This window comes from Mesorhizobium sp. WSM4307, from assembly GCF_007003945.1.
In the GTDB taxonomy this organism is placed as follows: domain Bacteria; phylum Pseudomonadota; class Alphaproteobacteria; order Rhizobiales; family Rhizobiaceae; genus Mesorhizobium.
Genome location: NZ_VFTB01000014.1, coordinates 1 through 17,965, shown reverse-complemented (window position 1 = coordinate 17,965; position 17,965 = coordinate 1). Strand labels below are relative to the sequence as shown.

Here is a 17,965-nt window from a genome sequence, read left to right as displayed (position 1 = left end):
GACCGATCCCAATAAATCTGTGAGTTAGCCACGCCGTTGATGAGGAGGTGCCGAGAGCGCCCCTGGCCGACGCCGGTCGGGCCATTTTCCCAACAGCGGGGTGGTCCGGTTTTCACCAATTGCCGAAGTGCCGACGATTGGGATGAAGGATAGCTCGGCCGGCCTTCCCTTGGGTGTTTTCAGCGCCTCGATTTCATCATCTCGCCGCGCAATACGGCTTTCTAGATTGGCGACACGTTCGGTGAGGAAATAGCGACCCACGATGAACCCCCCGGTTCCAAAAAGGATGGCGAAAGTGAGGAAGGCCATGGGATTGGCGATCACCAAAGCGGCATTGGTCTGAAAGAATTCGATCAAGTCGTGCATTCTCAAAATCCCTTTAGTTCCTTGGAAGCTTGTGGATTTCCAACCTCACCGGTCCGCCCCGTTCGCAACTCGTGCACAAGAGCGCCTGCTCCACCGAGCTGAACAGGGCTTCCTTGCCGTACCTTTTGATCAAGCTGGCGGGCTTCACTTCCGCATGATGCGAGCAGCTCTTGCACCACGCTCGTAGCGTGTGCCAGCTGCGGAGGTCGCCGAGAGCCACGTCCAGTCCGGCATGAATGCTGCCATCGATGATCGTCTGGGGCGAGACCTTCACCTCGCCCGGCGTGATGATCTTCTCCATGACGTGGCGGCTGTTGTAATGGATAAGCATCAGGCCGGGCCGGCGCCGGATGGCGGCGTGCCAGGCCGCTTGGCTCACCACCGGGTCCGGCGATCGACAGATAGTTTCGAGATGCGTCTTCTCCTCTCGATCCCAAACCTCGATCCGGAAATTGTCTTCGGCGGTGTCCAACATTTAGGGGCGCGCCTTATGCCAGCCGCGAGAAAAGCCATTCGAGACCGCCGCGCGTGACAAAGCGAGTTCCCGTTCAAGTTCGGCGTTCCTGGCCAAAGCGGTCAGCAAGGCGACCACAGCGTCGCCACCGGCTGCAGCAATGGCTTGCTGGGCCGCCAACTCCACTTCGGACATAGCTTCGCCGATCGGCGCATTTTGGCGCTTTCCCATGGCCCTTTTCCTGCTCAGATAGATCAGGAATAAGGAACATATTCCTGTCAGGTCAAGAGGCGCTTGACTATTTTGTTCTCATTCCGTTCACTGTAGACAATTGAGACAGGAGCCATCAAACCGATCACCGCAAAAAAATCCGAGCAGCCCGAGAGATGCCGGTCGTATAGCTTTGCGGCTGTCGCTGACAACTTCGTCGTTGCGCACAAGGGCGATGAAGGCGCTGAAGGAAATGATCGTGCTGGACGGCCGTTTTCAGGAGCATCTCGATAGTGCAACTCCCCTCCCCTTGTGAAAAGCACGGATGAGCGAGGAATCAATCAAGCTGGCCGAAGGCCTGATGGCGGCGCCGCGACAAAGTGGACGGATCGCAATCATGCCTGCGAGTTTGATGAGTGTGGGAAGCGCCCGCCGGTCGGATTTGCGAAGCCGCGACAGGCACCGGTTCTGAACCTCGCCCGGCTTACTCACATGGCCGGCGCGGCCCGGCTAGTCATCCTGTGTCAACCTGAAGGCTGGCTGGGCCGCTTGCGACGAGGCATCGCCTCGAAGATCACTTCGAAAACGCTTTCGGCATCAAGGGCGCGACTTCCGCGTGATGTGAGCCGGTCTTGCACCACGCGTAGCGCGTACCAGCTGCGCAAGGCGCCCAGCGCGACGTCCAGTCCGGCGTGAATATGTCCGGCATGAAGATGCCGTCAATGGCCGTCTGCGGCCGGGCCGGCTTGCCTCGGGTCCGAGATTTAAGGGGGCGGCACAATACGCGAGTGCGCATAATGATGCCTTATACGCAATCCCGTATAATGCCATAGTATACGCGATTGCGTATATTGACTTTAGATACGCGAATGCGTATATAAGACTCTGGAGGCTTAGCATGACCGCCCAGATCGCACGCAACGAAAAGCAACTTGGCGCCATCCTGCGACGCGCGCGTAGGCAGGCCGACCTCACACAAGAGATGCTTGGCAACCAAATCCATCTGCGCCAGGCGACGGTGTCTCGCCTTGAGGCCGGCGAGCCAGCGGTGCAGCTCAGTACGTTGATGGCCGCTCTCTCCGCGCTCGACCTTGAACTCGTCGTTCGCCCGCGCAGCAAAAGCAGCGCTACGGAGATCGAGGACCTGTTCTGATGGCGCGGCGGCCGGCTCACACACCGCTAAATGTCTTCCTAAACGGGCGCCTGGTCGGCGTGCTGCGCAGACAATCAACCGGCGCCGTGGACTTCAAATATGCAAGCGAATGGCTGGATTGGCAGGGCACTTTCCCGGTCTCGCTCTCGTTGCCTCTACGAGACGACCGCTATATCGGCGCGCCTGTGATCAATGTCTTCGACAACCTGCTTCCCGACAATGAAGCCATCCGCAAGCGCGTTGCCGAACGCGTCGGTGCGGCTGGCACCGATGCCTACAGCCTGCTCGCCATACTCGGCCATGACTGCGTCGGCGCGCTCCAGTTCTTGCCCGATGGTATCGATCCTGGCAATCCCGGCAGCAGCGATGGCAAGCCAGTCAGCAAAAAGGATATCGCCGAGATGATCGAAAACCTCGCAACCAGTCCTCTCGGCCTCGGTGAGGACGAAGATTTCCGTATCTCGATCGCCGGCGCCCAAGAAAAAACCGCACTCCTGCGCAAGGATGGACGCTGGTTCAAGCCGATCGGCACTGCAGCGACCACCCACATCCTCAAACCACAGATCGGCAGGTTGCCGAATGGCATCGATCTCTCCAATAGCGTTGAGAACGAGTATCTGTGCCTTAAGCTGCTGGAGGCGTTCGGCGTTCCTGCCGCCAAGACAGAGATCGCGGATTTTGGGGAGCGCCGCACGCTGATTGTCGAGCGCTTCGACCGGTTATGGGCTAGGGACGGCCGTCTCCTGCGCCTCCCGCAGGAGGACATGTGTCAAGCGCTGTCGGTCCCGCCCACGCGCAAGTACCAGTCAGAGGGTGGTCCTGGTATGCGGGAGATCATCGAGATCCTGAAGGGCAGTGACAGGCCCGAAGAGGACATCACGGTCTTTCTGCGCGCTTGCATCGTATTCTGGCTGATCGGGGCGACTGACGGCCATGCCAAGAATTTTAGCATCTTTCTGGGTTCAGGCGGGCGGTTCCGGATGACGCCGCTCTATGACGTACTGAGCGCGCAGCCCAGCCTAGATGCCGGGCAGATTCCCCGAAAGAAGTTCAAGTTGGCAATGTCGGTCGGCACGAGCCGGCACTATCCGATACATGAGATCGTGCCCCGTCACTTCTTGCAGATCGCCGACGTTGCTGGCGTGGGGACATCTCTGATACGCAAAATTTTCGACGACCTCGGCGAAAACGCCGAGAGGCAGGCCGAGGCCGTGATCTCTTCGTTGCCGCGTCACTTTCCCGGGCAGCTCGCCGCGTCGGTCAGGTCGGCAATAGCCAAGCGCGTGATGCTTCTCGCTGAAACCCAGAGACTAAGCTCAGAGGACGGCCGGACAAGAATTCAGGCTACCCGATCGGGCAGTCCTTATCGACATCGCCTGCGCCGCAGCTAAGACCGGCTCTACGCACTCGATATCTTCTGAAATCTCCTGCCGCAGCTTGGAACCTCGCGTTTCGAATGAAGTTGGAAACTCACCCACATGGGTTCATCAATAAGGAGAAAACAGCAATGGCAGCTACGAAGAAGGCAACAGCCACCAATAAAGGCCTTGAGGACATGTTTCTCGGAGGCCTGAAGGACATCTACTATGCCGAGAAAAAGATCTTGAAGGCGTTGCCGAAGATGGCAAGGGGCGCGGACGACCAGCAGGTCACTGCCGCCTTTGAGAAGCATCGTGCCGAGACCGAAGGCCAAGTCGAGCGGCTGGAAGAAGTATTTGAGATTCTCGGTATGCCGGCCCGAGGCAAAACCTGTCCGGCCATCGACGGCATTCTTGAGGAAGGTTCCGAGATCCTTGAGGAGTACAAAGGCTCGGTCTCGCTGGACGCCGGGCTGGTAGGCGCCGCGCAGGCGGTCGAACACTACGAAATCGCGCGCTATGGCACGTTGATTGCGTGGGCGACATCCCTTGGCAGGGATGATGTCGCGGAATTGCTCAACGCCAACCTGGAAGAAGAAAAAGCCACCGACGAAGCATTGACGTCGCTTGGCGAGGCGGGCGTGAACGAGCGGGCTGCCGAACAGCAGGCCGCCTGACCCGGTCGTCCGAGGGGTCCCTTTGCCGGACCCCTCACCGCCGGTTTGGTACAAGCCCTTCCGCGTCGACGGACATCCGCGCCAGCCTAACAGACGGCGAGACGAAGCAGTTAGACCAACGAACATCTAAGTCGTCCGGCGATCGAACGCGACGCCCACTGCCACGGCGTTAGCCGCAATTCTCGTCGAGCGCCGGTAACAGCACACGCTCGCAGCGCAGTCTCGATCGATTATTCAGCCCGAAGCGCATGAACCCGCTACCGGACCCGAAGGCCTGCGCACCTCATTTAGCCGCCGCGAAAAGACCGGGTAGAGAAAAGCCTGCGATATTCTCCGAGGTGTAGCCGGCAACGAGGATTAGTACGAACGCCTAAGAAACTTACCCGCTTACACTATGTGTAAGGCCATGCGGCGTCTTTCCTGATGGCGCCGCTGGCCGCGGGGCTGTATGGTCGGCCTCCGCTTATGCTAGGTGCGCGGGCCGCTCCCCGGCACTGAACGCATGGCTCGATTTGCGATTTCCTCGCGCTGACCGATGCGGGCTACTCCCTCCCCTAAAACGCAGAACCCGTATGCCAAAACCTTCCACATCGAGACCATCTGACTGCGCGACCGGAACCTTTCATGAAGAGCGGGGTTCGTCGGTGGTGCCAACGGATATAGCGCCTTGAAGCTCGACAACGAAGTTCGCCATACCTCCGAGGAGCTGGATGATCGCGTACTGGCTGACGTCGTGACGGCACTCTGCAGGCGCGTCAACGTTAGCCATGACTTCGACATTCCATATATTGCCGGCTACAGCGACAACGCAAAGACCATTTACATCGACCGGCACCTGCCCCGGACACTAGCTTGGAAGGGACGGGACTTCAGGTTAGCGCCGTTCTTGGTAACCCATGAAATCGTCGAAAAAGCCTTGCTCGATGAGCTGCGGCTTCACTACCTGCACGCGCACCAGGTCGCCTTGCGCGCCGAGCGCGACGCCGTGCGAGGGGCGGGGTTGACATGGCGAGCCTACCAACGGGTGATGAAAGCCCATGAAAAGCCGATCGATGAGGAAAAGCTGAAACGCGTTCCGGGGGACTTGGATCTGACGCCCTATAAGGATTTGGATGACTTCCAGATACTTGAACGGCTTACCAGAGCTGCGCGGTAATGGAAGGGAGCCAGGCGCCATGCAATCGGCCGGTGATAGTTCACCGTCGCCTCGAAGCCACAGACCACGGGGCGACCGTACGTCTGCAGGACTTCGACCAGATGGTCGTGCTCAGCACGGTTGTTGAGGACCTGCAGACGGCGTCGGCGTTTGTGGCTTGGGTCTTCGATCAGAACTTCATTGCGGACCTTGGCGATATCGATCGCTACCAGCACCGCGCCGGTGGGTGTAGAATCGAAGTGGTCATGGTCGGTCTCTCCGGAATGGGTTGTGAACATTCACATTCTAGAGAAACTCTGACTGGCCATGGCCGCCTCCAGCGGTGCGCGCCTGCAGCGAAAAGCTGCGTGCACGCTGTCTCGGCCGCCGCTCCTTCATTCCGCAGGTGCTACGGCTCCTGCTACAGATCGAAGGCCTTCGCCAAGGCCTGCCGCGATCTCGGCCTCAAGCACGTCAGGACGAGGCCCTATACGCCCAAGACCAACGGCAAGGCCGAGCGCTTCATCCAGACGGCGCTGCGCGAATGGGCCTACGCCGTTGCCCACCCACATCCGATCACCGCGCCGCCGAACTGCCTGTCTGGCTGCACAGATACAATTGGCATCGCCCGCACACGGCAGCCTAAAGTCCAACCACCTATCAGTCGCCTCGCCCTAACCGAGGGACAACCTGTTGAGGCTCCGCGACCCGGTCGCTAAAACCGGGTCGCAGAAAGCGTCCGTCCATTTCAACGGACAGGCCAAGCACCTTCTAGTTCGCGATCATGCGTTGTTTGTCACGCGCGCTGGCGTAGGTGCCTTTTTCATAGGCCGGCTGCGCATTAAACTGCTCTTTTGTAAAGTTTGTATATAGGTACTTATTTCCTGACTTGTCCGTCATGAACTTGAGGTTGTCCATGCCAACGGCGACCTCCTTGGCTCCTATCCCGAGGAACCCACCGACATCGATCAGGACTGCGTCGACTTTCTTGTCCCCCGTCAGCACAACGTCGCCGATCTTTCCAACCTTGGCGTCGTTGGCGCCATAGACGGTCGTGCCGACCAGATCCTCGGCCCGGACCTTTTCGATCGGCACGGCGGTCAGAGCCGTTTTGTCAACAGCCGCGGTGGTGGTTGAGTCGGGGGCCACTGTCGTGGGCGTGGGGGCTGTATTAGAAGCCGTGGTGGGATCATAGGCCTTGGTATCGAAGTTCGGCTGAGCCTGGAGATCTTCCTTGGTGGTCTTGATCACAAGCCAGCGCTTGCCGTCCTTTTCGGCCCACTGGGCCTTGTTGAAGTCGAAAGCGACATTCTTTTCACCGATGCCGAGAAAGCCCCCGACGCCGATAATGAGAGATTGTGCCTTGCCGTCCTTCGCAAGCAGGACATCATTGACCTTGCCGATCGTCTGGGCATTAGCGTCCGTTCCGTTGTAAACGGTAGCGCCGATAATTTTGGAAACAAGGCTACCATTTGGCGCGACCGCAGCAGTTGTCGCAGCATTGTTGTCCGCCGGCGCCGTTGTCACGACGTTCGCGGCAAAGGCTCCCGAGGCAATAAGGGTTGCAAGCGCGGTGGCGGCAGCCAGACTTTTGTAGCTCATGGTGGTTATCCTTTGTGTTGTCGTCGCCCGCCCTGCCCTTTTTGCAGACAGGACGGCAACTTGATGCATCACAACGGAATGCGTTGATCGAGGTTCCCACGGCACCAGCCCGCTGAAGCCAACGGCCCAAAGTCCGCGCATACTTTCCTTGCGGGCGGCCTGGCCGAGAGGTCGAGCTTAATCACCGTGCGTTACCATTGGAAAGAAGGCCGGAAACGGACTGTAGCGCGGTAGCGCATGAGCCGCCCGGGGCGGCCGGGTCGGCAAGTCCGTCAGCACTCGAGCCAGTTGCTGGGCGCATATCGGGAACGTTCCTCGCCAGTTGTCTTTCACGACGTGAAGGTACTGTTGCCGCACGATATCTCGCGTGGTGCTTGGTCTCCGGACTCAGTTCGACCGCGCGAAACACCGGCAATCGCCAAAGATGGGTCCGTTCATCGGCCGACAGCAGGTCGACCACGCCTGGCGTCGTTCTTGCTGGCCCTGCGCAATTCGGCAGCCCAACCGCCGAGTCGCCCGACCCGTTTGTCGCCCATGGGCCTCGCCGACATTGCCGCCGAGGCGGTGGGCGATTGCCTCGGCCAAGCCCGCCGACGACCGGGGTTAACTCGCCGCGCTAAAGGCTCCGTCATGCGTAAATAGTTCAGGCTGTTTCTGGGCCAGTTCGTCAGCGTCCGCACTAGGAGCTCGGACCCCATTACCTCGGCCAACGAACCCTTCACTTCCGATATGTGGGCGGCGACTTGGAACGATTGTTTAGGCGGCGCGTTGTGGCCCGTTTACATCGGGGACCCTCGAATGACTGAACTACCGCAGGCCGACGTTGTCGCCGTCAAGAAACCGGCAATGGTCCTAGGCGGCAACTTCGACTATCAGGACTTTTTCGAAAACGGTGCCATGGCGCTCCATCTGGTGAGCGCGGATGGCCTTATCTTGCATGCCAACAAGGCAGAGCTCGATCTCCTCGGCTATCCAGCAGAGGACTATGTCGGTCACCACATTGATGAGTTTTATCCCGACCGGGACGTGATAACCGACATTTTGAGCAGGCTGTCCCGTGGTGAGAAGATTGCAAGATATCCGGCGCGTTTGCGCGCCCGTGACGGGTCCATCAAGCACGTCGAACTCACGTCGAGCAGCCATTTCCGCGACGGTAAGCTAGTCCACACCAGATGCTTTACTGTCGATGTAACTGACCTTGAGCGAAAGCGGACAGAACTCAGGCAGCAGGACCACGCCTATCACCAGATTCTCGATGGCCTTCCAGTCGCCATCTACACGACTGACCAGTATGGCATCATTACCTATTACAATCGGGCCGCTGCCGATCTGGCAGGGCGGGAGCCTCAGGTCGGCAAGGATAAATGGTGCGTCACGTTCAAGCTGTTCACCACCGACGGCAAGGAACTGCCGCACGACGAATGCCCGATGGCAGTCGCCCTCAAGGAAAACCGGCCGGTCCGCAACCAGCAGGCCATAGCGCAGCGTCCGGACGGGTCTTTTTTCCCATTCATGCCCTACCCCACACCGCTGCGCGATGAGCAGGGCGACCTCGTTGGCGCGGTGAATATGCTGCTCGACCTGACGGACCGCCAGCGTGCCGAAGAAACCAGACAGCACCTGTCGGCGATCGTGGAATCCTCATTTGACGCTATTGTCAGCAAGGATCTCAACACGATCATCAAGAGCTGGAATCGAGGCGCCGAAAAGCTCTTTGGCTACACCGCCAGCGAGGCGATCGGCAGGTCGGTAACCATGCTTATCCCCGATGACCACCCGGACGAGGAACCTCGCATCCTTGAGCGAATCCGTCGTGGGGAGCGCGTCGATACCTATGAAACGATACGTCGACGCAAGGATGGCATTCTAGTTCCGGTTTCGCTGACGATATCGCCAGTGCGTAACGCAACAGGGCAGATCGTCGGCGCTTCGAAGATTGCGCGGGATATCACATCGGCCAGGGAAAACGAACAGCGTATCCGCATGTTGATGCGCGAGGTCAATCACCGGGTGAAAAACCAGTATTCGGTTATCCTGTCGATGATCCGGGAGACCAACAAACGATCGGAGACGCCCAAGCAGTTTGAGTCCCAGGTGCGCGAGCGCATCATGGCATTGTCGCGCTCCCAGGACCTGCTTGTTTCGGCCGACTGGCAGGGAGCTACCATCAGTGAACTTTTGGCCGCGCAGGCTCAGCCATTTCCACGCGGTGAGATGATCGAGATGTCAGGGCCGTCGTTTGTGCTTGGCCCCAATGCAGTCCAATATCTCGGGATTGCCTTCCACGAACTCGCGACCAACTCTGCGAAGTATGGCGTGCTCTCCGGCGATGACGGCCAAATTTCTGTCACATGGAACATCAGCGGTTCCGGAGCATCGCGGCTCTTCCGCCTGACCTGGGCCGAAACCGATGGGCCGCAAGTCACGACTATCGGACAGGGCGGCTTTGGAACCGTGGTCCTGAAACGGGTTGCACCTGAAGCCGTGGGCGGGCGGGGAAATCTTGAATATGGTTCGCATGGCATCAGATGGAATCTGGAGGCGCCGTTAGCCGGAGTGGACCGTTCTGCTGCCAATCAGGATTAGAAGCAGAAAGTAGCCTTGCCGTTGCGAGGTTGGCGCATCGCCAAAGCCGATATTTAGCTGGTCAAGCAGAAACCGAGTGTCCGCCGCAATTTCTGTGTTTGGAACGACCCTAGCTCCGCAAGGTGTCGGCCGGGCGCCCAACGGCAATGCGCATCGATGATGCACACCCTCATAGGTCAGGCACTGAAAAAACAGTAGACGTACTCGGCTCCCGTACAAAGCCAGTTGGAATGGCATTCTTGCTGGTCTTTACTGGCCCCCGTCCCTACTCGGAGGTGCACGATCGACGAACGCTTGGCTCTGCAGCGCCCGCCCCTGTCACGGTCGGCCTCTTGCGACAAACGTTGACACGCAAGTCCCCTCCTTCCCGGTTTCAAACCGAGACCACGTCGATGCCTGTCACTGTCCCGCGTCAACATCGCGGTTTTTCCGACACTATCGCGACCGGCGATCTAAAAGTTGGCTTCGCCGGTTCGTTGTCTTGCGGCGCAACTCCTTGTTTTCAATATCGATCCGGGATCTTTTTACTGCGGTAAACTCCGCAGGCCGCCCGTGCGATCGGCTGCGGTCTGGCATGCGTTAACCTTTTGTTAACCCAAAACTTCTTGCCGGTAAGTCCGAATCGGAGCTTAATGGCGCTTGTTGTGGGTATTGCTTACAAAAAGCGCCAATTCAGGTTTCGACGAGAATGAATATCTCCATGCGGCTGCCTCGTTTCGAGTTCGATGACAAAATCCTCGAACAGGGCGCCGAGATTTCCCGGCGGTTGAACCAGCTTCGGATGGAGAAATTTCCGCCCAATGCAACCAAGACGCTGCGCACATTCTCCATGGCGGAGGTCGCTCACTACCTTGGGGTCTCGCAGAACAATCTGAAGCGTCTCCATCTCGAAGGCAAGGGGCCGTTGCCTGACCAAAGTCCTTCCGGCCGTCGCACCTACACGGCTACCCAGATGCTCGAGCTCAGACATTTCCTGGACCAGCACGGCAGGACCGAAGTCAAGAAGTACGTTCCGCACCGCAAGCTTGGCGATAAACTCCAGGTGGTTGCGGTGGTCAATTTCAAAGGCGGCAGCGGCAAGACGACCACGGCTGCCCACCTCGCCCAGCACCTGGCGCTGACCGGTCATCGGGTTCTTGCGATCGATCTTGATCCGCAAGCTTCGCTGTCGGCACTGCACGGCTTCCAGCCCGAACTCGATCGCAACCTCTCGCTCTATGAAGCGATCAGGTATGACGACGAACGTAGATCGATTGCGGATGTGATCATACCGACAAATTTCCCGGGCCTTGATATCATTCCCGCCAATCTCGAGCTGCAGGAATACGAGTACGACACGCCGCTTGCCATGCAGGACAAAACCTCCAATGCCGGCCGCCAGTTCTTCACGCGCATGGCCAAAGCGCTGTCGGAGGTTGACGACCGGTACGATGTCGTCGTTGTCGATTGCCCTCCCCAGCTTGGCTATCTGACTTTGACGGCAATGTCGGCGGCGACATCGGTCCTCATTACGGTCCATCCGCAGATGCTCGACCTGATGTCGATGAGCCAGTTCCTGCTGATGCTTGGCGGCATCTTGAAGACCATCAAGGCCGCCGGCGCCGCGATCGAACTCGACTGGTTTCGCTACCTGATCACGCGCTACGAACCGACCGATATTCCGCAGGCGCAAATGGTGGGCTTCATGCAGTCCATGCTTGCCGGCCAGATCCTGGAAAATCCGATGTTGAAGTCGACGGCGATTTCCGATGCAGGCCTCACCAAGCAAACGCTTTACGAGGTGGAGAAATCGGCTTTCACCCGCTCGACATATGACCGCGCTTTGGAATCGCTCGACGCGGTGAACGCCGAGATCGTCACCCTCGTCCATCGCGCCTGGGGTCGGTCATGACGACGAACTTTACGGCAGTAAAAACCGGCTATTTTGCTCGTGGAATCAGATCGCTAGCCGCGCACGGAGGCGGTTGAATGGCCCGTAAGGATATTTTCGGCAGTGTGATGGGGCCCGTCGCTGCGGTGGCCGATAACAAGGATGTATCGGGGTATGCCGTTCGTGGTGCCTCCCGTTCGATCATGCAATCCTTCGAGGAGCTCTCCAAGAGTTCGGTCGTCGATCTCGATCCTGCCATGGTTGACACCTCTTTCGTCTCGGACCGCCTGGACGAAGACGACCAGGCGTATCAGGAGTTGCTGTCGGCAATTCGCGACAGAGGCCAAGATTCGCCGGTCCTGGTCAGACCGCATCCGGAGGTTTCGGGACGCTTCCAGACTGTATTCGGCCATCGCCGCGTCAAGGTTGCCCGCCAACTGGGAAGGCCGGTCCGCGCCGTCGTCAAGAAGATGGGCGACGAGGACCATGTTATCGCCCAGGGCCAGGAGAATGCCGCCAGGGCCAATCTGTCCTTCATCGAAAGGACCCTGTTTGCCGATCGCATTCTCAAGCGCGGCCACACGTCGGACACGGTGAAGTCCGCTTTGGCACTCGATGACACGACCTTCTCGAAGATGCGCTCCGTGACCGGCAATATTCCCGAGCCAGTCATTGTGGCGGTTGGCGCGGCCAAGGCCGTCGGGCGGGACAGATGGTGGCAACTGGCCAAGCTCATGGAGCATCCGGGGAACGCGGGCAGGGCGGGTGAGTATGTGAAGAGCGCCGATTTCGCGGCGCCAAGCAGTGACGCACGTTTTGCGCTTCTTTTCGACTTCCTGAGCGCGCCGGCGAAACGTTCGCCGGCTGCGACGAAGACACGAGACACGGCCTGGGCGCCGCGGGACAAGTCGGTGCGGGCCAAGATCACCGACACTGGAAAAGTGTTCACGCTTGCCCTGAAAGCGAGGGAAGCCTCGCCATTCGGTGCTTTCATCACCGAACGGCTTGACGAGCTTTTCGAAGCTTTCCGGCAATCGGAAATGTCAAAGAAAACGGGAGACTGAAACCGCAAAAGAAAAAGGCCCCCGAACGTCGCCGTCGCGGAAGCCCTTCTCGTCTGTAGCAAGCTGAGAATCGCACTTCCCCGAATCACTGTCAAGAGTCGTGGCGCCGTTTCGGCGAGCAGGTTTCTTTTGCCTTCGTGAAAGGTGAGGGAAATGGAGAGTGGGTTTGCGACGACGCCCTTTGGGCGGCGGCCGATGACGCTTGCCTTGGTGAAGGCCAACGCCGCGTCACGGCAGATTCCGGAGGGGGCCGCCGTTGAGAAATGGCAGGTCTACCGGTGGCTATGCGAGGGCAAGTCTATCGTTGGCGTTGGTGATCGTGCGCTGGCGGTGCTGAGCGGGCTTTTGACGTTCTATCCTGACGACCAGATCAGCGAGGAAAACGGTTTGATGGTCTTCCCGTCGAATGCACAGCTATCTTTGCGGGCGCACGGCATGGCCGATTCAACGCTGAGAAGGAACCTGGCCGAGCTCGTGAGTTGCGGCCTGATCATACGCCGCGATAGTCCGAACGGCAAAAGATTCGCTCGCAAGGGGCAGGGCGGTGCTGTCCTGGAGGTCTTCGGGTTCTCGTTGGCGCCTTTGCTGACACGGGCCTCGGAGTTTCAGCGCGCCGCCGAGCAGGTCCGCGCCGAATGTCTGGCGCTGAAATTGATGCGGGAGCGGATCACGCTGCATCGCAGGGACATCCAGAAGCTGGTCGAGGCGGCGGTCGAGGAAGGGGTTTCTGGCGACTGGGGCGGCGTCTGGAGGCGGTTTCGGTCCATCGTGGATGCAATTCCGCGCCGGGCAGGGCTGCCACAGCTGGAAGCGATCGTCGGCGAGATGACCGTGCTCCATGATGAAGTGGATAGGATGCTGGAAAGCTTCGCAAATTCCACGAATCCCGGCGGCAATGAGTCCCAAAGTGAGCGGCAGCAATCTGATTCAAACACAGACTCCATTTTTGTATTTGAACCGGCTTTCGAAAAAAGCAGGGCGGCCGTCGAGCCAAGACCGGCACCGGACGAGCGGTTGAAAAGCTATCCGATTGGACTGGTGCTGAAGGCCTGCCCGGAGATTGTGGAGTATGCGGCCAACGGCATCGCCAGCTGGCGCGATTTGATGCTCACCGCGGCCCAGGTGCGCGGCTACCTTGGTGTTTCACCGTCGGCCTATGAGGAGGCTTGCCATGTGATGGGTCAGGAAGTCGCCGCGATTGTGATTGCGTGTATTCTGCAACGGGCACAGCACATCAATTCGGCCGGTGGCTATCTGCGTGTGCTGACGGAAAAGGCTCGGGCAGGGCAGTTCTCGGTCGGACCGATGCTGATGGCCGCGCTCAAGGCCAATGGTCCGGCAACCAGGATGACGGCATGAGTGAGGTACAGGGTTCGGGGCTCAGGGTTGATCGGCGCTGCTCAAGGGCACCTGAGTAGGTGACGGCGTGCAGCCACCTACGGTCGGCGGGCTCCCGGGCTTGAAAGCTGTCCATAAATGCCATACCTTTTGCACAAGAAATATGACTCCTGATATGGTGGATGAACACTATGGGGCATGCACTCAAGACAGCCGAGCAGAATAGGCCGCTCGTCTTGTCCTATATGGATCGGAACGGGAAGATTGCGATCGAGCAGGTCGCGGATGGTTTTGGGATGTCCAAGAGTCAGTTGGCCCAGACCGCCGGTCTTGCGCGTGAGACAGTCTATCGTTCAGAGCGCAGCGCTGCGACAAAGACCCAGGGGCGTCTGCGCGAAATGCTCGAGATCATCAGCCGCGTGACGGATTGGGCGGGCGGCAAGGAACAGGCAATGGCCTGGTATCGGGCTCAGCCGCTTGCGGCATTTGGCGGACGCACCGCCGAAGCGTTGGTGAAGGATGGCAAGGCCGCCGCGGTCCGTGATTATCTCGATCACATGGCCGTTGGCGGTTTTGCGTGAGGTTCGTCAGAACCTGTTACAGGGCGCACGATCCACGCTGGGCATTCAAGCCGACTTCCGGTGATGGAGCGGCGATCAGAGGCGTCCGGTTCAACCCTAAAGGCGTGCCGGCGCTTTATCTCGGGCTGACAATCATGACTGCGGTCAAGGAAGCCAACCAGGGCTTTGCGCACCGGATCGATCCCTGTGTCCTTTGCTCCTATGAGATCGACTGCGACGACATCGTGGATCTGACAACCGAACAGGCCAGGGGAGAATTCGCCATCGCGCTCGAGGACATGGCCTGCGCCTGGGCGACGGCTCTAGGCGACGCAGAGCGCCCGGCGTCCTGGTCCATCTACGACCGGCTGCGGTCTCGCGATATTGCCGGAATTGTGGTCCCGAGCTTCGCGCCAAGTGCCCAGGACGAGGATCGTAACCTGGTCCTGTGGGAGTGGGGTCCGGACCTCCCGCATAAAGTAACTGTCTTCGATCCGAGCGGCCGGTTGCCGAAGGACCAGTTGTCTTGGTCATAGTAGGCTCATGGAAGGGCAGGGGAGGGGGCTTATACCGGCCTACAATCCGCTTGCCTTGGTGAGGTTGACACGAAAACGGTCACGCCGGCGCTGATAGCGGCGGGTCATCTCGGCGGATGCATGGCCAAGCTGCTTTTGCACGTATCTCTCGTCGACCTCGGCCGAGGAGGCCAGACCGGCGCGCAGCGAATGGCCTGAAAACTTCATTTCTCGCTCGCTTTCGGACAGATCGCCCCGCACGCCTGCGGCCATTGCCGCGCGCTTGACCAACCGCGCCACTTCCTGGGCGTTCAGCCGTTCGGCGCCGACGGCCTTGCCTTGGCCGGTGACGCGCCGAAAAACAGGCCCGTGCGCGATACGCCCCATTTTCAGCCAGGTCTTCAAAGCAACCGCGGGGCAGGTGCTGTCGGCCGACCCAAAGCCGATCTCAACTTCGCGCCAACCAGTCTTGCCACGCAAGGTCACCAGAATGCCGTTGTCCAAAATCTCGATCCAACCGGACGAATCCTCAGTTTGGTCCCTGGCCACGTCGAGGCCGACGATTTCGGAGCGGCGCAGTCCGCCGGCAAACCCGAGTAGCAGCATCGCCCTATCGCGCAGTCCGCGCAGGGTCCCGCGATCCAGTGTCTCCAGCATGGCGATCAGATCCTCCGGCAAAACCGCTTCCTTCTGCCGGGGTGGGGAAGCGTGTGTGTTGCGGATACCGGCCATGACGGTGGTGATATGGCGGTCTTTTCTGTCCAACGGCTGGCCGCGCTGCGCATAGTTCCACGTTAGGGAGGCGAGGCGCCGTTCAATCGTGGACACGGAGTTCGGCTTCTTGTCGCCCGTGACGGCACCCGACGCGCAGGCGGTGATATAAAGCCCGATGACCTGCGGATCAGGCGGAAACACCTCAATGCCTTGGCGGCGGCACCAGCTCGCAAAATGCTTCCAGTCGGTCGCATAGGCGCGCCGGGTGTTGGCCGAGCTTGCTGCCTCGACATAGTTCCGGGCGCGGTCGGCCAGGCGCTCCAGATGCGCCGAAACGCGCGGCTCCGGTCGGACGGCCGGAAGGGAAGGGGAGGGGGTGTCGGCTGCGGGATCCTCCGGCGCGCGGCCCATCTCCATGACGACGTCGACGATGTCGGGCATGTCGTCGTCGCCGAAAGCCGGTGATCCGTGACCGTTATCAGCCATCCTCATGCCGCCTTGATGTCCGTTCGGGAGAAATCATCGCCCTTGAAAAGCAGCGGTTCGCCGGTGAGTTTGGCCAGGGCATAAGAGAAGCAGTCGCCGTAATTGAGCGCCGCTGGATGCCGTCCCTTGCCAAAGCGGCGCCAGGCACGGCGAGCCTGGTCCGCGTGCTCCGCGGTCACGGCCACGATGCCGACCTCGGCTTTGTGAAGCCAAAGGTCAAAATCCGCTCCGCCTGCTTCTCCGAGGCGCGCCTCGATGACCATGGCTGCCTCAAGCACCGTCGCAGCCGAAATCAGGCGAACAGGATCGTCGGCGATTTTCTCATGGAGACCGCTGGCTTCCTGCTCATTGAACGCGATTGCGGCAATCACGGAAGCATCGATAACCATCAGGACGGAATTCCGTTCTCGTCATAGCCCATGATCTCATCGGGCGTTCGCTCGTCGAGAATCGGCAGCGCGTTCAAGCGCTTGCGAATTGCCTCCAGATCTTCCAGCAGCGCTGCCTTGCGCGCAGCAGAGCCCGTCCTGCGCAGTCGCTCCTCGAGCGCTCGCTTGGTGGCAATGGTGATGGTCTCACCCGTGCGTTGGGCGAGCTTGCGGGCAAGAAGTTCCGTTTCCCGATCCTTGATGCTGAGGGCCATTTGAGGGTACCTTGGTTCCTAATTGTCTACCTTCAGCCTATATACTCTATCCGATGCGGGAATGCACGACCCCTGCGGCCCTTCTCTCTGGTCAGCAGAGCGGTGCCCAGCACGGTTTTCGGGGCTTTGCTCGACGAAAATGGCCATTTCTCTTATAAAGAGCAAACGAGTGATAATGCAAGATTATCGTTCGTTATCTGTTGCCGACAGCCTGTGCGTTTTGGTGCAAAATTCATGGCACAAAGCGCACGAGCGCTTTACCCTCCACAATCATGATTCGCCTTGATCCCGCGACCGCCAGCTCCTCTGCGCCGCCCGCCGTCCCGGCCTGGGCGCTCGCAAACGCCGGCGCGCCGAGCGACGCTGACGCCACCTTCAACGCCGGCGCCGCCCTGGCTTCGCTCGACGGCCTCGCCCGCGCGCAGCCCAGCTGGGCCGGAGCCTGGCGGCAGCGGATGGCGCTTCGCTGTGCCGCGGCCAGCATGCGGCTCGCCGGCCGCTCAGAAGACGAGGCCGCGCTGCGCGATGCCTGGTACCTGCGCCCGGCCGGCGCCGACACCGGCCCCGCCGGCGCGGTTCTTGGCGCCTGGCGGCAGTTGGCCATGCAGCCGTCGGTCGCCGCCCCCGACCGGCTCGAAAAGATCGTCGACCAGCTCGGAGTGCATTGGGACGACGCGGCGCTCGCCGCGCTTTCCGCGGAGATCGAAAAACTGGCGGCATCGCAGCGGCCGGCGCCGTTCGCCGCCGCGGCGCTCGCCGCCCGCACCGTCGCCATGCGCCACGATGCCGAGCTTTTTGCCTGGTGGCTGGCCGACCTGGTGCTGGCAAAAAGCTTGCGCTGGCCGCGGCCGCTGCCGCTGCTGATGGCTCAGGCCTTCGGACCGGCTTTTCGCCGCGAGGCCGGCGGCAAGCGCATTCGGCCGGGGGAAAAAGGGTTTGAGCGGGCGGTTTGCGTCGCGCTCGTTGCGGCCGCGGCCGACGCCTGCCGATTGGCCGCCGATGTGTCGCGTCGTGCGGAGCGGCTCATCGCCGTCGCACCGAAGCTGAGGGCAAAGGGGGCGGGCGATGTGATCCAAGGACTGCTCGACGACGACGCCGTCTCCGGATCGCTGACGACCAAAAACCTGTCCCGCTTTGCGGCGCGGCGCTTGTTCGACCGGCTGCAACAATTGGATGCCGTGCGCGAGCTTTCCGGCCGTCCCAGCTTTCGGCTGTTTGGGCTCTAGCAATGAGC

General features: G+C 60.1%; 18 protein-coding genes and 2 pseudogenes. 12 read left to right on the top strand and 8 right to left on the bottom strand.

Going from position 1 to position 17,965, the window contains the following annotated elements:
* Positions 1-24: 24 nt before the first annotated feature.
* Genes FJV83_RS29455 through FJV83_RS29445 form a run of 3 tightly spaced genes read right to left on the bottom strand, consistent with a single transcriptional unit; the run spans position 25 to position 1,051 of the window.
* Complete coding sequence (locus FJV83_RS29455; RefSeq protein ID WP_095793412.1) at positions 25-366, bottom strand: hypothetical protein; 342 nt, start codon at positions 364-366, stop codon at positions 25-27.
* A 13-nt stretch (positions 367-379) separates the two neighbouring features.
* Complete coding sequence (locus FJV83_RS29450) at positions 380-841, bottom strand: hypothetical protein (RefSeq protein ID WP_142877474.1); 462 nt, start codon at positions 839-841, stop codon at positions 380-382.
* The gene (locus FJV83_RS29445) at positions 842-1,051 is read right to left on the bottom strand and encodes a hypothetical protein (protein ID WP_142877473.1); all 210 of its coding nucleotides are present in this window, start codon (positions 1,049-1,051) and stop codon (positions 842-844) included.
* A gap of 877 nt (positions 1,052-1,928) precedes the next feature.
* Here FJV83_RS29445 and FJV83_RS29440 point away from each other — a divergent pair.
* The 4 genes from FJV83_RS29440 (at position 1,929) to FJV83_RS29425 (ending at position 5,374) form a co-directional block, all read left to right on the top strand.
* Positions 1,929-2,183: a helix-turn-helix transcriptional regulator gene (locus FJV83_RS29440; RefSeq protein WP_095790001.1), complete on the top strand. Its 255-nt coding sequence runs from the start codon at positions 1,929-1,931 to the stop codon at positions 2,181-2,183.
* Positions 2,183-3,574 carry a type II toxin-antitoxin system HipA family toxin gene (locus FJV83_RS29435; RefSeq protein ID WP_095790000.1) on the top strand — a complete coding sequence of 464 codons (1,392 nt, stop codon included), beginning with the start codon at positions 2,183-2,185 and terminating at the stop codon, positions 3,572-3,574. The genes FJV83_RS29440 and FJV83_RS29435 overlap by 1 nt, the downstream gene beginning before the upstream one ends.
* Before the next feature lie 116 nt (positions 3,575-3,690).
* Complete coding sequence (locus FJV83_RS29430) at positions 3,691-4,218, top strand: ferritin-like domain-containing protein (protein ID WP_095789999.1); 528 nt, start codon at positions 3,691-3,693, stop codon at positions 4,216-4,218.
* 667 nt (positions 4,219-4,885) lie between these two features.
* The gene (locus FJV83_RS29425; protein WP_095793416.1) at positions 4,886-5,374 is read left to right on the top strand and encodes a hypothetical protein; all 489 of its coding nucleotides are present in this window, start codon (positions 4,886-4,888) and stop codon (positions 5,372-5,374) included.
* Positions 5,375-5,385: 11 nt separating this feature from the next.
* On the opposite strand, the pseudogene FJV83_RS29420 reads toward FJV83_RS29425, so the two are convergent.
* A pseudogene (locus tag FJV83_RS29420) lies at positions 5,386-5,589 on the bottom strand (IS110 family transposase); the annotation flags it as partial.
* A 177-nt stretch (positions 5,590-5,766) separates the two neighbouring features.
* Here FJV83_RS29420 and FJV83_RS29415 point away from each other — a divergent pair.
* Positions 5,767-6,072, top strand: a pseudogene (locus tag FJV83_RS29415) (integrase core domain-containing protein); the annotation flags it as partial.
* 52 nt (positions 6,073-6,124) lie between these two features.
* Here FJV83_RS29415 and FJV83_RS29410 read toward each other — a convergent pair.
* A complete protein-coding gene (locus FJV83_RS29410) occupies positions 6,125-6,955 on the bottom strand; it encodes a PRC-barrel domain-containing protein (RefSeq protein ID WP_245437857.1) in 831 nt (276 codons plus the stop codon).
* Between the two features lie 798 nt (positions 6,956-7,753).
* On the opposite strand from FJV83_RS29410, the gene FJV83_RS29405 reads away from it, so the two are divergent.
* From FJV83_RS29405 to FJV83_RS29380, 6 genes are all read left to right on the top strand, one after another.
* Positions 7,754-9,541 (top strand): PAS domain S-box protein, encoded by a 1,788-nt coding sequence (locus tag FJV83_RS29405; RefSeq protein WP_142877472.1) that lies wholly within the window; start codon positions 7,754-7,756, stop codon positions 9,539-9,541.
* A 688-nt stretch (positions 9,542-10,229) separates the two neighbouring features.
* Positions 10,230-11,432 carry a plasmid partitioning protein RepA gene (gene repA, locus FJV83_RS29400; protein WP_095774636.1) on the top strand — a complete coding sequence of 401 codons (1,203 nt, stop codon included), beginning with the start codon at positions 10,230-10,232 and terminating at the stop codon, positions 11,430-11,432.
* 77 nt (positions 11,433-11,509) lie between these two features.
* Positions 11,510-12,475, top strand: coding sequence for a plasmid partitioning protein RepB (repB, locus tag FJV83_RS29395; protein WP_095774637.1), 966 nt, complete (start codon positions 11,510-11,512; stop codon positions 12,473-12,475).
* Between the two features lie 153 nt (positions 12,476-12,628).
* Complete coding sequence (gene repC, locus FJV83_RS29390) at positions 12,629-13,834, top strand: plasmid replication protein RepC (protein WP_095789998.1); 1,206 nt, start codon at positions 12,629-12,631, stop codon at positions 13,832-13,834.
* A gap of 170 nt (positions 13,835-14,004) precedes the next feature.
* Positions 14,005-14,394 (top strand): MbcA/ParS/Xre antitoxin family protein, encoded by a 390-nt coding sequence (locus tag FJV83_RS29385; protein ID WP_095789997.1) that lies wholly within the window; start codon positions 14,005-14,007, stop codon positions 14,392-14,394.
* Positions 14,391-14,909: an RES family NAD+ phosphorylase gene (locus tag FJV83_RS29380; protein WP_142877471.1), complete on the top strand. Its 519-nt coding sequence runs from the start codon at positions 14,391-14,393 to the stop codon at positions 14,907-14,909. The genes FJV83_RS29385 and FJV83_RS29380 overlap by 4 nt, the downstream gene beginning before the upstream one ends.
* A 39-nt stretch (positions 14,910-14,948) precedes the next feature.
* Here the strand turns inward: FJV83_RS29380 and FJV83_RS29375 are convergent, their stop codons facing one another.
* From FJV83_RS29375 to FJV83_RS29365, 3 genes are read right to left on the bottom strand one after another with little or no spacing between them, the layout of a single operon-like run.
* Positions 14,949-16,094 (bottom strand): tyrosine-type recombinase/integrase, encoded by a 1,146-nt coding sequence (locus FJV83_RS29375; RefSeq protein WP_142877470.1) that lies wholly within the window; start codon positions 16,092-16,094, stop codon positions 14,949-14,951.
* Positions 16,091-16,477: a type II toxin-antitoxin system VapC family toxin gene (locus FJV83_RS29370; protein WP_095789994.1), complete on the bottom strand. Its 387-nt coding sequence runs from the start codon at positions 16,475-16,477 to the stop codon at positions 16,091-16,093. Before FJV83_RS29370 ends, FJV83_RS29375 begins: the two co-directional genes overlap by 4 nt.
* Positions 16,477-16,731: a type II toxin-antitoxin system VapB family antitoxin gene (locus FJV83_RS29365; RefSeq protein WP_095793421.1), complete on the bottom strand. Its 255-nt coding sequence runs from the start codon at positions 16,729-16,731 to the stop codon at positions 16,477-16,479. Before FJV83_RS29365 ends, FJV83_RS29370 begins: the two co-directional genes overlap by 1 nt.
* 272 nt (positions 16,732-17,003) lie before the next feature.
* On the opposite strand from FJV83_RS29365, the gene FJV83_RS29360 reads away from it, so the two are divergent.
* Positions 17,004-17,957, top strand: coding sequence for a DUF1403 family protein (locus FJV83_RS29360; protein WP_142887465.1), 954 nt, complete (start codon positions 17,004-17,006; stop codon positions 17,955-17,957).
* Positions 17,958-17,965 lie beyond the last annotated feature (8 nt).

Excerpts from the sequence above, each read along its gene's own strand:
- FJV83_RS29455 (WP_095793412.1), bottom strand. The coding sequence starts at position 366 with ATGCACGACTTGATCGAATTCTTTCAGACCAATGCCGCTTTGGTGATC.
- FJV83_RS29450 (WP_142877474.1), bottom strand. The coding sequence starts at position 841 with ATGTTGGACACCGCCGAAGACAATTTCCGGATCGAGGTTTGGGATCGA.
- FJV83_RS29445 (WP_142877473.1), bottom strand. The coding sequence starts at position 1,051 with ATGGGAAAGCGCCAAAATGCGCCGATCGGCGAAGCTATGTCCGAAGTG.
- FJV83_RS29440 (WP_095790001.1), top strand. The coding sequence starts at position 1,929 with ATGACCGCCCAGATCGCACGCAACGAAAAGCAACTTGGCGCCATCCTG.
- FJV83_RS29435 (WP_095790000.1), top strand. The coding sequence starts at position 2,183 with ATGGCGCGGCGGCCGGCTCACACACCGCTAAATGTCTTCCTAAACGGG.
- FJV83_RS29430 (WP_095789999.1), top strand. The coding sequence starts at position 3,691 with ATGGCAGCTACGAAGAAGGCAACAGCCACCAATAAAGGCCTTGAGGAC.
- FJV83_RS29410 (WP_245437857.1), bottom strand. The coding sequence starts at position 6,955 with ATGAGCTACAAAAGTCTGGCTGCCGCCACCGCGCTTGCAACCCTTATT.
- FJV83_RS29405 (WP_142877472.1), top strand. The coding sequence starts at position 7,754 with ATGACTGAACTACCGCAGGCCGACGTTGTCGCCGTCAAGAAACCGGCA.
- repA (WP_095774636.1), top strand. The coding sequence starts at position 10,230 with ATGAATATCTCCATGCGGCTGCCTCGTTTCGAGTTCGATGACAAAATC.
- repB (WP_095774637.1), top strand. The coding sequence starts at position 11,510 with ATGGCCCGTAAGGATATTTTCGGCAGTGTGATGGGGCCCGTCGCTGCG.
- repC (WP_095789998.1), top strand. The coding sequence starts at position 12,629 with ATGGAGAGTGGGTTTGCGACGACGCCCTTTGGGCGGCGGCCGATGACG.
- FJV83_RS29385 (WP_095789997.1), top strand. The coding sequence starts at position 14,005 with ATGGGGCATGCACTCAAGACAGCCGAGCAGAATAGGCCGCTCGTCTTG.
- FJV83_RS29375 (WP_142877470.1), bottom strand. The coding sequence starts at position 16,094 with ATGAGGATGGCTGATAACGGTCACGGATCACCGGCTTTCGGCGACGAC.
- FJV83_RS29370 (WP_095789994.1), bottom strand. The coding sequence starts at position 16,477 with ATGGTTATCGATGCTTCCGTGATTGCCGCAATCGCGTTCAATGAGCAG.
- FJV83_RS29365 (WP_095793421.1), bottom strand. The coding sequence starts at position 16,731 with ATGGCCCTCAGCATCAAGGATCGGGAAACGGAACTTCTTGCCCGCAAG.
- FJV83_RS29360 (WP_142887465.1), top strand. The coding sequence starts at position 17,004 with ATGATTCGCCTTGATCCCGCGACCGCCAGCTCCTCTGCGCCGCCCGCC.